Raw genomic sequence first — 13056 nt, forward strand, 5'->3', positions numbered from 1 at the left:
AAATTACTAGCTTAACTTAATAATTATAAATCTATACTTTTTAATATAACAATTTTTTTGAACGTATAATTAATGACACTTACACTTAAAAATACAAGATTTGTTGCAAAAGCCATTTTAAGTGAAGGGCAGCGCCCACGTGAATTGTCCCGTACAATGCCACCTCATCCACTTAGCTATATGGAGTTGCCCTACGATCCAGAATACACTTTATATAACTCAAGACTTACCCCTGAAAAATTAGATACAGCAACTGATGATGAAATGTATTGGGCTGTTAGAACAAATGTAATTTTTAGACACACAGGAGAATTACCAATCGAAATCAGTGGACCAGATGCAGAAAAACTTCTTAATAAAGTATTTACTCGTAATATCAGTAAACTAAAACCAGGACGATGTTCATACCAATTTGCTTGCTACCATGATGGCGGCATGATTACAGACGGAGTGCTCTTACGGTTAGAGCAAAATAAATTTTGGATGGCACAGGCTGATGGTGATTTGTTCAGCTGGTATAAAGCTCATGCTGAAGATTTAGATGTAAAGATAACCGACCCAAATGTTTGGATAAGTCAAGTTCAAGGACCTCGTTCGTTAGATTTATTAAAAGAAGTAATAGATAATCCATTACCTGAACCTTTCAGATATTTTGATTGCGCAGAAATGAGTATAGCAAATCAAACATGTTGGATAAGCCGTTCTGGCTTTACTAATGAACTTGGTTGGGAGATTTATCTTTTACCAGATACTGATATTGCAGCAATAGGCAATCATATCATGGAGGTAGGAAAGAAATTTGATATTTTATTAACTGGTACTCCTGTTTTTCGTGCAAGAAGAATAGAAGCTGGGTTATTAAATGCAGGTTCTGATTTTGGAGAAAACACAACTCCATTTGAAGCAGGCCTTGGTAATTTTGTCGAGTTCGATGATCGTAATTTTATAGGCCGTAAGGCTTTAGAGGCATCAGATAAGAAATGTCGTACTTGGGGAATGAGAGTTAATAATGGTGTGGCTCAATTAGGAAAGAATATCTTATTAGATGATAAAATTGTAGGACATGTTTGTTCGTCAGGTTATTCACCCTATCAAGAATGTGGAGTTTGCATTGTAAGAATGGATGATGCAGTAAATGGTCCAGGAACAAAAGTTAAAGTTAAATGTGTAGATGGTTCACTACAAGATGCTGAACTTTGTAGATTGCCAATGTATGATGAGGAACGTTTAATTCCTCGTGGAAAATTAATTGATATTCCAACAAAACCAATTTCATCAAAATAATTATGTATAAAGTTAAACTTACTAATTCTCATTTTAAAGCTCAGAATGATGCAGAGATTAGAGATATAACTATTGGAGATTTATTAAAAGAGATTTCAGATACCCACCCTAACGCAGTTGCTATGGTAGATGTGATGGATGATGGTGAATGTGGAAAGTCATGGAATTATTCAGATTTATTTAAACAATCTGATCTCCTTGCAAAAGCTCTAACTACGAGGTTTAAAGTAGGAGAGAAGGTTGTTGTATGGGCTCCAAATATTCCTGAGTGGATCTTTATGGAGTATGCTTGTGCATTATCTGGTTTAGTTCTTGTTACTGCAAACCCTTCATTTCAAGCTGCAGAATTAAAATATGTAATAGAACAATCTGGTGCAGTTGGTTTGTTCTTAATTAATGAATTTAGAGGCAACCCAATGGGTGATATTGCAAAAGAAGCAATGAAAGGTAACACTCTAATTCGTGAAGTAGTTAATTTAGAAAATCAAGAAAGTCTTTATGCAAACAAAAATCAAAATACAAAATTACCAGAAGTAAAACCAGAGGATGCTGCTCAAATTCAATATACTTCAGGAACCACAGGTTTTCCAAAAGGAGCAGTGTTAAGTCATAAAAATCTTTTAAATAATGCTAGACTCTTTTGCGCTCGAAAAAAAGTAGGACCTCATTCAGTATGGGCAAATTTTATGCCACTATTTCATACAGCAGGATGTGCAACAGGTGCATTAGGTTGTCTTCAGGCTGCTTGTAAAATGTTATTAATTAAAAGATACAACGCTGATAACTTTGCAAAGTTAATTGAACAACAAGGCGTTACAACCTGTTTTGCTGTTCCCACAATGTTGTTCAATCTACTAGAATCTCTTGAAAGTTTCCCTAGAAATATGTCTTCACTTGAAGCCATATCAACAGGTGGTGCACCTGTACCACCTGACCTTGTTCGTAGAGTAAAAGAAAAGTTAGGCTGTCATTTACTCAGTGCTTTTGGACAAACAGAGCATAGTCCTATGATTTGTCTTAATCCAATTGAAGCAACTGTTGAGCAAATAGTTGAAACAGCAGGTCAACCACTTCCTCATACCGAAGTTTCAATTCGTTCAACAAACGATAATAAAGTGCTTCCAATTAATGAAGTCGGTGAAATATGTGCAAAGTCTTATGCTGTGATGATTGGATATAATGATAATCCTAAAGCAACAAATGATGCAATAGATAAAGAAGGTTGGTTACATACTGGTGATCTTGGTAAAATGGATGAACAAGGTTTTGTACGTGTTACTGGAAGAGTTAAAGATATGATAATTCGTGGAGGTGAAAATCATTTTCCTGCTGAAATAGAAGCAGTTCTTGTAACACATGCAGATGTTAATCAAGTAGCAGTGATAGGTTTGCCAGATGAAAAATGGGGTGAGATAATAGCTGCATTTATATTGTCTGATACTACGCCAAAAGTAGATAGCTTAAAAAGTCATTGTCGTATTCACTTGTCGCCACAAAAAACCCCTTCAATATGGGTACAAGTGCCAAATTTTCCATTAACAGGTTCAGGTAAAGTTCAAAAATTTACAATCAAAGATCAATATCTTGATGGTAACTATGGTAAGGTTTTAACATGAGTGTTCGTATAGAAAAAAAAGGTCCAGTGTGGACAATTATTCATTCTCGATCTGAGGCGCGAAATGCAATTGATCCTGAAAGCGCAAAAGCTATTTACAATGCTTTCAATGAATTCAATAAAGATAAAACTGCTCACGTTGCAGTGCTATGGGGCGAAGGTGGAGCTTTCTGTTCAGGTTGGGATCTAAAGTACGCTTCTACTCTTTCTGGATCAGATGCACTTGAGCCTTATAATTTCCCAGATGCTGGAGAACCGCCTATGGCAGTCATGGGAATAAGTCGTCTTGAATTATCGAAACCTGTTATAGCAGCAGTTTCAGGCGCTGCAGTTGCGGGTGGTATGGAAGTTGCAATTTGGTGTGATATTAGAGTTATGGAAGAAACATCTTATATGGGGGTGTATAATCGTCGATGGGGTATACCTCTTATTGATGGTGGCACAGTTCGATTACCTCGTTTAATTGGAGAGGGACGTGCTATGGATTTAATTCTTACTGGTCGAAGAGTTGAGGCAGATGAAGCTTTAAAGATTGGGCTTTGCGAATATGTTGTTCCAGAAGGTGAAGCACGAAGTAAAGCTGAAACTTTGGCTCATACTTTAGCAAAATTTCCTCAAAGTTCGATGCTCAAAGATCTTAAGTCAGTGAGATCTCAGCATGGGCTTTCAATTCGTGACGCTATGAAACAAGAATGGTCTGGAAGCAAAGAAGAAATCGTAAAAGGTATTAAGGGTGCTTTAGAATTTGTAAATGGCAAAGGAAGAGGTGGAAAATTTGAAGATGAATAATGATTTGATAATTAAATTAACTGCAAATTTGGAGACATAATGAAAAATCTATTACAGCATTACATAAATGGAAAGTGGGTAAATTCAAACGGTGGAAATACAATGGATGTTATAAATCCTTCTACTGAAAACAAGATAGCCACTATTACACTAGGTAGTTCTAAAGATGTAGATGTTGCAGTCTCAGCAGCTAGAGCAGCATTTAAATCATGGTCAGAAACAAACCTTAATGAAAGAATTTCTCTGTTAGAAAAATTATTGGAAATATACAAATCACGTTCTGATGAAATGGCAAAATTTATAAGTGATGAGATGGGTGCTCCAATTGATCTAGCAAAATCAGCTCAAGTAGGTGCTGGAGCTGGACATTTAAAAAATACTATACGATCAGCTAAAAAATTTTCCTTTGAAAAACCTCTTGGTGATCATTCACCAGGAGATATGATTTTTTATGAACCCGTTGGTGTCTGTGCATTAATCACACCTTGGAACTGGCCTATGAACCAGGTTATGTTAAAAGTGGCTCCTGCATTAGCAACTGGGTGCACAATAATTCTTAAACCTTCTGAAATTTCCCCTTTAAGTTCTATGTTGTTAGCCGAAATGATTAATGATGCAGGTTTTGCACCTGGTGTTTTTAATCTTGTAAATGGTGATGGAGCAGGAGTTGGAACTTATCTTACCAAACATACAGATGTTGATATGGTTAGTTTTACTGGTTCTACTCGTGCAGGTATTGCAATAAATAAAAGTGCAGCTGACACAATTAAACGAGTGAGCCTTGAATTAGGTGGTAAAGGAGCAAATATTATTTTTGCAGATGCAGATGAAAAAGCGGTAGCTCGTGGTGTAAGACATTGTTTTAATAACTCAGGTCAATCTTGTAATGCACCTACTAGAATGCTTGTAGAAAATTCAATTTATCAAAAAACTATTGAGACAGTTCGTAAAGTAGCAGAACAAACAGAGGTAGGACCATCTGATAAAGAAGGACGACAAATTGGACCAGTAGTATCTGAAAATCAGTTTAAAAAAATTCAATCTTTGATTAAAACTGGATTAGAAGAAGGTGCAAAACTAATTTCGGGAGGTGAAGGACGACCTGATGGATTGGATAAAGGTTATTTTGTTCGCCCAACAATTTTTTCTGATGTAACTCCCAACATGACTATTTGGAAAGAAGAAATTTTTGGACCAGTTCTTTGTATTACTCCTTTTAACAATGAAGAGGAGGCTATAAAACTTGCAAATGACACTCCTTATGGATTAACAAATTATGTTCAAACTTCTGACAATGAAAAAGCTCGTCGAGTTGCAAAACAACTACGTTCTGGAATGGTTGAGATGAATAGTAAATTTCTAGGCGCAGGTTCACCATTTGGTGGGATGAAGCAATCAGGAAATGGTCGAGAAGGTGGAACTTGGGGTCTTGAAGAATTTTTAGAAGTTAAAGCAGTTAGTGATTGGAACCAACTTTCAGCATAAATAATTTATTTAATTTCCACTCCATATACGCGTCAATGACATTGGTTCTTGACTAGGTTTCTTTAATTTGATTCAATATGCATAGAAAGGAAAGAGAGCATTTACAGGAGTAATTGTTTTAGGTGAGTAGACAAGGGTTCATGGCGATAGACTCATAAGCCCGAGGTCAGTGGTTCGATCCCACTTCCCGCTACCATTTAATGTCCTGGAAATTCTATTAAATTTTCAACTTTATAATTTTTATTAACTAAATTATCTGATCCACCTAAATCAAATAAATTAATAACAAAAACAAATGCAGCTACTTTTGCATCACACATTTCAACTAATTTAGCAGCAGCTTCTGCTGTTCCACCTGTTGCAATTAAGTCATCAATTATTAAAACAGACTCATCTTTTAAAATAGAGTCTTTGTGAACCTCAATAGTTGCAGTCCCATACTCCAATTCAAAATCAACAGAATGTACTTCAGCTGGTAATTTATTTTTTTTTCTCAACATTATAAAAGGTTTTTTGATGATATAAGAAACAGCAGAGGCAAACACGAAACCCCTTGATTCTATTGCAGCAATTTTATCAATTTTGTATTTTTTTGATCTTTCAATAATTTGATTAATTGTTTCAGCAAAAGCTTCCTCGTTTTTAATTAGAGTGGTTATATCTCTAAATAGAATACCTTTTTTAGGATAATCAGGAATTGATCTAATATGATCTTTTAAATTCATAATACTCAATTATAAATAAATATATTTTAAATTATGACAACAAATAAATTAGCAATAATTGGTGGAAGTGGACTCTACGATGTTGAAGAATTTACTAACAGAGAATTATTAGAAATAAATACACCTTGGGGCAAACCATCTGATCAAATATTAAAAACTAATTATAATAATAAAAAAGTTTATTTTTTGCCAAGACATGGGAGAGGCCATTTTGTTTCTCCTTCTAATATAAATTTTAGAGCAAATATCGATGCGTTAAAACAGTTAGGTGTTACTGATATTGTTTCAGTTTCAGCCGTAGGATCTTTGAAAGAAGATTTGCCGCCAGGAAAATTTGTTATTGTTGATCAGTTTATTGATAGAACTTTTGCAAGAGTAAAAACTTTTTTTGATGATGAAATCGTTGCCCATGTATCGATGGCACATCCTACATCTAATGGGTTAATGAATGCTTGTGAAGATGCAATTAAAAAATCAAAAATAGATTATCAACGAAATGGAACTTATGTTGTAATGGAGGGACCTCAATTTTCAACATTGGCAGAATCTAATTTATACAGATCTTGGAAAGCAGATGTAATTGGTATGACCAATATGCCTGAAGCAAAACTCGCAAGAGAAGCAGAAATTAGATATGCCTCAGTTTCAATGGTTACAGATTTTGATTGTTGGCACCCAGATCATGAAAATGTTGATGTTCAACAAGTGATCAAAGTTTTATTAGGAAATGCTGAAAAAGCAAAAGTGATGATAAAAAACTTAATTGATAATTATGAGAGCCATATAGATCCAAATGATCCAACCAATAATTGCTTAGATGTAGCTATCATTACTGCTCCGGAAAAACGAACCCAAAAAACAATAGATAAGTTAAAAACGGTTGCTGGTAGAGTTTTAAACAAATGAAAATTCAAGGAAAAGAATACCGAACAATATGGTACGAGGATAAAATAGTAAAAATAATTGATCAAACAAAACTTCCACATCAATTTATAATAAAAGAACTTAAATCAGTTAAAGATGCAATCAATGCAATTAAAGTTATGGAAGTTAGAGGTGCACCTTTAATTGGAGCAACAGCTGCTTATGGAATAGTTTTGGCTATTCATGAGAACAACTCTCATGAATTTATAAATAAATGTTCAGAAGAGTTAATTAAATCAAGACCTACTGCAATAAATTTGAAATGGGCAGTTGATCGTATGATGAAAAAATTATCTGATATTAATAGTGATCAAATTTTAGATTTAGCTTTAAAAGAAGCTAAAGAAATTTGTGATGAGGATGAAAAGTTTTGTAGGAATATAGGTATTAACGGATTAAAAATAATTGAAGAAATATACAATAAGAAAAAAAATACAGTAAATATTTTAACTCATTGTAATGCTGGTTGGTTAGCGACTATTAACTGGGGAACAGCAACTTCACCGATTTATCATGCTCATAAAAAAGGAATTCCAGTTCATGTCTGGGTAGATGAAACAAGACCAAGAAACCAAGGTGCAAATTTAACTTCATATGAGCTAAACGAAGAAGAAATTCCAAATACAATTATTGCTGATAATACTGGAGGTATCTTAATGCAAAGAAAGGAAGTTGATATGTGTATTGTTGGAACAGATAGAACTTTATCGAATGGAGATGTATGTAATAAAATTGGAACTTATCTAAAAGCTTTAGCTGCACATGATAATAAAGTCCCTTTTTATGTTGCACTTCCAAGTTCAACAATTGATTGGAATATTAAAAATGCTAAAGATATTCCTATTGAGGAAAGAAATTCTGAGGAATTATCTTATGTGGAGGGTATTGATGAAAATAACCAAATTAAGAAAGTTTTGATATATCCACAAAAAAGTAAAGCAATGAATTTAGCATTTGATGTAACTCCTGCAAAATATGTAAGTGGATTAATTACTGAGAGAGGAGTATGTGAAGCTTCCACCAATGGACTAAAAAACTTATTCAAATGAAAAATTTAAGTTCTGAAATTATTCGATATTCAAAAATGCTGAACACAAAAAAATTATCAGCTTTAAGATCTGGGAATATTTCAGTAAGGTATAAAAATGGTTTTTTAATTACCCCGTCTGGAAAAAAATACTCAACTTTAAAAAATAAAGATATAATTTTCGTTTCATTAGATGGTGAGTTTGACAAGAAAAAAGGTATTCCATCTTCAGAATGGAAATTTCATCAAGATATTTATAAAAATAAAAAAGAAGCTAAAGCGATTGTTCATGCTCATTCAACAAATGCAACTGCAGTATCTACTCATAATAAAGGAATACCTCCTTTTCATTACATGGTTGCAATGGCTGGTGGCCATGACATTAAATGTGCAAAATATGCAACCTTTGGAACGAGAGAATTATCTAAAAATATTTTAAGAGCTCTAAAAGGTAGAAAAGCCTGTTTAATTTCAAATCACGGTCAGATTGCATTCGAAGATAATTTACCAAAAGCTTTTGAATTAGCTGAAGAGGTTGAAAATATATCGCTTCAGTATATAACGAGCCTGAGATTGGGTAAGCCTAAAATTCTTTCTATAGCAGAAATGAATAAAGTTTTATCCAAAGCTAAAAATTATAAAAAGGATAGCTAATGACCAAAGTTGGAGAACATATAACTCTAGACATCATTGGAACTACAAAAGAATACGATCCTTCTGTTTATGAAAAAGTAATTCATGAAATTGCAAAAGCTGCAAAAGTATCAATATTAAATATTTCTAAACATAAATTTGAACCACAAGGTTTCACAATATTGGCTCTTTTAGCAGAAAGCCATATTAGTTTTCATACATTTCCTGAAAAAGGAATTATTAGTTTTGATTTTTTTACTTGTGGAAAAGTAAGTCCATCAGTTGCAATTGATATAATTAAGAAAGAATTTGAACATACAAGAATTGTTAAAAAAGAATTTAATAGAGATACAAAATCACTTTATCATGACATTTATAGCTCTCCAGGTTTACAAAAATCTTATGTTGTAAATGATGTTTTAGAAGATTTTAAATCTAAAGTTGGTCAACATATTGAAATTTTGGATCTTGAGCAGTTTGGAAAATCATTATTTATAGATGGTGAAATTCAAGTTGCTGCAACCGATGAACATTTATATAGTTCTACATTTGTTGGTTCAGGTTTAAATTTAAACAAAGATAATGAAAGAGCAGCTATCATTGGAGGTGGAGATGGTGGAGTTGCAAGAGAATGTATTTCTAAAAATTTTAATTTTATTGACTGGTATGAGTTAGATCCAGAAGTTGTGGATGTTTGTAATAAACATCTTGGTGATATTGGAAAAAAAGCTACGGAAAAAAATTCAGTCAAATGTGTATGGGGAGATGCTTTTGAGAGTATCAAATCAGTTTCCGATGATACTTATGATCATATTTTTGTTGATTTAAATGATGACCAATTTTGCATTGATTTAGCTGCTAAGAATATGGATTCTTTGGTGAGAATATTAAAACCAAAAGGAGTGATAACAGCTCAAGTTGGAAGTCAGGATAAAAAACCTAAGCAAGTTGATAGTTGGTTAAATGTCTTTAATCAAAATTTTGGTAATGCCAAATTATCTAGAGTTTACATACCAAGTTTTGATTGTGCTTGGAACTTTTCATCATCAATAAATCATTAATTTTCTTTTTTCTTTCTAAAAATTGTGAAATAATTGTTCCAATTAAAGGAGAAAATATGAATATATTCAAAAAAACTATTTTAACAGTTCTGGCTTCTTTTTTGATCATCGGAAATGTTTCTGCTGAGAAAATTAAAATTGGAACTGAAGGTGCTTATCCTCCATGGAATTCAAAAGATGCTTCTGGCAATTTAATTGGATTTGAGGTTGAGCTAGCTCAAGAGCTTTGCAAAATTATGAAGTATGAGTGTACAATCGTTGAGCAAGATTGGGATGGAATGATACCAGCATTAGTAATGAGAAAATTTGATGCAATCATGGCCGGTATGTCAATCACTGATGAAAGAAAGAAAACAATTACTTTCTCACAAGGTTATGCCGATGAAGTTGCATCTCTTGCTGTAATGAAAGGTTCAAGCTTAGAAGGTATGGATACACCAGAAGGTATCAACTTATCTTTAGGTGGATCTGCAGTTAAAAAAGCTCTTAAAACTTTAACAGGAGCTTTAGCTGGAAAAACTGTATGTACTCAAACTGGAACAATTCACCAAAACTTCTTAGAGTCTGGTGATGTTGGTAGTGTTAATGTTAGAACTTACAAAACTCAAGATGAGGTTAACTTAGATTTAACATCTGGAAGATGTGATGTTGCATTAGCTGCAGCTGTAGCATTTACAGATTATGCAGATAAATCTGGTGAAGCTGTAGTTTTAGTTGGTCCAACTTTTTCAGGTGGTGCGTTTGGAAATGGAGTTGGTGTTGGAATTAGACAAGCTGATGATAGCGCTATTGGAAAAAGAGATGCTAAAATCTTAAAAGATTTCAACAAAGCAATTAAGAAAGCTAGAAAAAAAGGAATTATTAGCGAACTTGCTATTAAACACTTTGGTTTCGACGCTTCTATGTAAATAATTTCAGATATGGCGGCTATAATATATAGTCGCCAGTCTATATGGAACTTCTTGCATTTGGAAAAACAGGTTGGGGTGACGAGTTATTTTACGCAACCTTAATGACAGTTGCTGTATCTGTTACAGCGATGTTAGTTGGTTTCCTTTTTGCTTTAATTTTTACTCCACTTAAACTTTCAAAGTATAAAACACTAAACTTTGTAGGTAATTTTTACACCACAGTAATAAGAGGTGTTCCTGAACTATTAGTAATATATTTATTATTTTTTGGTGGAAGTGGTGCAATCATGTATGTTGCATCAATATTTGGTTATTACGAATATATAGAGATTAATGCATTTATTACTGGTGCTGTTGCTATTGGGATAATTTCAGGTGCTTACTCAACAGAAGTTTTTAGAGGAGCTATTCAATCAATTGACAAAGGGCAATTTGAAGCCGCTAAAGTTTTAGGGATAAGTAAGTTTGGTCAATTCTATAAAATTATTCTTCCTCAAATGTTAAGACTTGCAATTCCAAATTTAAGTAATGTTTGGCAAATTACTTTAAAAGACACATCTTTAATATCAGTAACTGGTTTGGTCGAAATCATGAGACAATCTTATATCGCTGCAGGATCTACACGAGATCCATTATTTTTTTATTCATTTGCTGCAGTTTTATATTTATTGCTCACTTACATTAGTATGAAGTTAATTAACAAGTTAGAAGTCAAATATAGTAGGGGTTATTAATGGATTTTGATTTAATGATCACCAGTTTTCCAAAACTTTTAGGAGCAACTGTTATTACTTTAAAACTTTTATCAGCTTCTTTGTTTTTTGGATTATTTCTTGGATTATTTTTTGCAATTTTAAGATTAAACAAAAATATATTTATTAACAAATTTGCTTATGTTTACTCTTATGTTTTTAGAGGTACTCCGCTATTAGTCCAAATTTTTATTATTTATTTTGGATTAGGACAAATTGAATATTTGAGATCAACAGTTTTGTGGATTGTGTTAAAAGAACCTTATTGGTGTGCAATAATTGCTTTTACATTAAATACAGGCGCTTATACCTCTGAGATATTAAGATCTGCATTTCAAACTATAAAACCTGGAATTATTGAAGCTGGAAAAAGTTTAGGTATTTCAAGTAAAATTATATTTTATAAAATTCAAATACCTATTGCGATTAGGCAGTCTCTCCCTGCATATGGAAATGAAATAATTTTAATGATGAAAGGTACTTCATTAGCAAGCACTGTAACATTAATGGACTTAACTGGTGTAGCAAAATATATTATATCAACAACATTTAAGCCTATCGAAGTATTTATTGTAGCTGGTGGAATATATTTGTTTATGACTTTCGTTATTCATAATGTGATCAAGTACTTAGAAAAAAAATATAGTTTCCAACAATAAAATGTATCTTTCTCAAAAACAGATTGATGATTATCAAAATCTTGGTGCAATAATTATTAAGGATGTATTTAAAGATTGGATTGAACCATTAAGAAATGGTTTTCAAAAAGTTTTAGACAACCCAAGCAAACATGGAAGAGAGAATGTTGGAGAAAATGAGGGAAGGTTTTTTGAAGATTATTGCAATTGGGAAAGAATAAAAGAATTCAAAGATTGTATGTTTAATTCACCTGCAGCTCAAATAGTTGCTGAGGTTACAAATTCAAAATCTATACAAATTTTTCATGATCATCTTTTTATTAAAGATCCAGGAACAAATAAAGAAACACCTTGGCATCAAGATATGCCGTATTACTGTGTTGATGGAAATGATACAGGCAGTTTTTGGATACCATTAGATGAAGTAAATAAAGAAAATAACCTAAAATTAATTTTAAGATCACATAAATGGCAAAAACTTTTAAGACCTACCAAATGGTCTAACAATCAACCTTGGTATCAAGATGATAGCTCATTTATGAATCTTCCAAAAAAAGAAGAATTTGAACAAGATGTATTAGTTCCCGACCTAAAATTAGGTGATGCAGTTTTGTTTAATTTTAAAACTGTTCATGGTTCCACAGGAAATCAAAGTTCTCAATCTCGTAGAGCATTCTCTATGAGATTTATAGGTGATGATGTTGCTTTTATTGAAAGAGGTGGTCCAACATCACCTCCATTTGATGGAATTAATTTAAAATCAGGAGATCGGATGAGAGAGGATTGGTTTCCAAAAGTTTTTAGTAACTAGTATACTCTTTAATCTCTTTAATAGCAGAGCCTGTATGGTTATTCATTTCTAATTTTATTTTTGCACGATCATCATTTAAAAAATGAACGTCTCTAGAAAGTTTTATAAATTTTTCTCCAAAATCTTTATTTTTTTCACAATCTCTCTTGTCATCTTCAATAACCCAAAGTTTAGCATTTATATCTTTTAAGTCTTGAAATAATTTTTCAAGCTTCTCATCAGACTTAACATTTTTTTCTAACTGATTTTTAAGAATAGAATGTTCGTTATTTATAAAACTTAATTTTTCTGGGTCTTTAATTTTATCTTGTTTGATTTCTAATATTGAAATCTTGTCTAAAAGCTCTCCAACAGAAACCTCGACTATAATTTTATTCATAAAACTTTATACTATGTTAAGT

Annotated in this window: 14 protein-coding genes; 12 read left to right on the plus strand and 2 right to left on the minus strand. The window is 32.6% G+C overall.

Translation table 11 applies throughout. The features are described from left to right. Positions 1-72: 72 nt before the first annotated feature. The 4 genes from ACTTAR_RS00080 to ACTTAR_RS00095 are packed head-to-tail and all read left to right on the plus strand — an operon-like array spanning position 73 to position 5173. Entirely contained in the window at positions 73-1284 is a 1212-nt protein-coding gene (locus ACTTAR_RS00080) for an aminomethyltransferase family protein (protein ID WP_440697380.1), read from the plus strand. Between the two features lie 2 nt (positions 1285-1286). After that, positions 1287-2900: a class I adenylate-forming enzyme family protein gene (locus ACTTAR_RS00085; RefSeq protein WP_440697381.1), complete on the plus strand. Its 1614-nt coding sequence runs from the start codon at positions 1287-1289 to the stop codon at positions 2898-2900. After that, on the plus strand, positions 2897-3688 hold the full coding sequence (locus ACTTAR_RS00090; RefSeq protein ID WP_440697382.1) for a crotonase/enoyl-CoA hydratase family protein: 792 nt from the start codon (positions 2897-2899) through the stop codon (positions 3686-3688). The genes ACTTAR_RS00085 and ACTTAR_RS00090 overlap by 4 nt, the downstream gene beginning before the upstream one ends. Positions 3689-3727: 39 nt before the next feature. After that, entirely contained in the window at positions 3728-5173 is a 1446-nt protein-coding gene (locus ACTTAR_RS00095; RefSeq protein ID WP_440697383.1) for an aldehyde dehydrogenase family protein, read from the plus strand. Positions 5174-5370: 197 nt separating this feature from the next. On the opposite strand, the gene ACTTAR_RS00100 is transcribed toward ACTTAR_RS00095, so the two are convergent. Further along, positions 5371-5898 (minus strand): adenine phosphoribosyltransferase, encoded by a 528-nt coding sequence (locus ACTTAR_RS00100; RefSeq protein WP_440680643.1) that lies wholly within the window; start codon positions 5896-5898, stop codon positions 5371-5373. A 33-nt stretch (positions 5899-5931) separates the two neighbouring features. Between ACTTAR_RS00100 and ACTTAR_RS00105 the strand changes: the two genes are divergently transcribed. The 8 genes from ACTTAR_RS00105 to ACTTAR_RS00140 are packed head-to-tail and all read left to right on the plus strand — an operon-like array spanning position 5932 to position 12655. Then, a complete protein-coding gene (locus ACTTAR_RS00105) occupies positions 5932-6804 on the plus strand; it encodes an S-methyl-5'-thioadenosine phosphorylase (RefSeq protein WP_440680644.1) in 873 nt (290 codons plus the stop codon). Next, complete coding sequence (gene mtnA, locus ACTTAR_RS00110; RefSeq protein ID WP_440697384.1) at positions 6801-7871, plus strand: S-methyl-5-thioribose-1-phosphate isomerase; 1071 nt, start codon at positions 6801-6803, stop codon at positions 7869-7871. Before ACTTAR_RS00105 ends, mtnA begins: the two co-directional genes overlap by 4 nt. After that, positions 7868-8503, plus strand: coding sequence for a class II aldolase/adducin family protein (locus tag ACTTAR_RS00115; protein ID WP_440680646.1), 636 nt, complete (start codon positions 7868-7870; stop codon positions 8501-8503). The genes mtnA and ACTTAR_RS00115 overlap by 4 nt, the downstream gene beginning before the upstream one ends. Next, positions 8503-9543, plus strand: a complete 1041-nt coding sequence (gene speD, locus ACTTAR_RS00120) for an adenosylmethionine decarboxylase (RefSeq protein WP_440697385.1) — start codon at positions 8503-8505, stop codon at positions 9541-9543. The genes ACTTAR_RS00115 and speD overlap by 1 nt, the downstream gene beginning before the upstream one ends. A 56-nt stretch (positions 9544-9599) precedes the next feature. Then, the gene (locus ACTTAR_RS00125; protein ID WP_440680648.1) at positions 9600-10451 is read left to right on the plus strand and encodes a transporter substrate-binding domain-containing protein; all 852 of its coding nucleotides are present in this window, start codon (positions 9600-9602) and stop codon (positions 10449-10451) included. A 44-nt stretch (positions 10452-10495) separates the two neighbouring features. Then, positions 10496-11188 (plus strand): ABC transporter permease, encoded by a 693-nt coding sequence (locus ACTTAR_RS00130; protein WP_262589019.1) that lies wholly within the window; start codon positions 10496-10498, stop codon positions 11186-11188. Continuing rightward, positions 11188-11865, plus strand: coding sequence for an ABC transporter permease (locus ACTTAR_RS00135; protein ID WP_440697386.1), 678 nt, complete (start codon positions 11188-11190; stop codon positions 11863-11865). Before ACTTAR_RS00130 ends, ACTTAR_RS00135 begins: the two co-directional genes overlap by 1 nt. 1 nt (position 11866) lies before the next feature. Next, on the plus strand, positions 11867-12655 hold the full coding sequence (locus ACTTAR_RS00140) for a phytanoyl-CoA dioxygenase family protein (protein ID WP_440680650.1): 789 nt from the start codon (positions 11867-11869) through the stop codon (positions 12653-12655). Here ACTTAR_RS00140 and ACTTAR_RS00145 read toward each other — a convergent pair. Further along, on the minus strand, positions 12645-13034 hold the full coding sequence (locus tag ACTTAR_RS00145; protein ID WP_440634500.1) for a DUF6165 family protein: 390 nt from the start codon (positions 13032-13034) through the stop codon (positions 12645-12647). The genes ACTTAR_RS00140 and ACTTAR_RS00145 overlap by 11 nt on opposite strands. Positions 13035-13056 lie beyond the last annotated feature (22 nt).

Source organism: Candidatus Pelagibacter sp. HIMB1709 (assembly GCF_052047635.1).
Taxonomy (GTDB): Bacteria; Pseudomonadota; Alphaproteobacteria; order Pelagibacterales; family Pelagibacteraceae; genus Pelagibacter.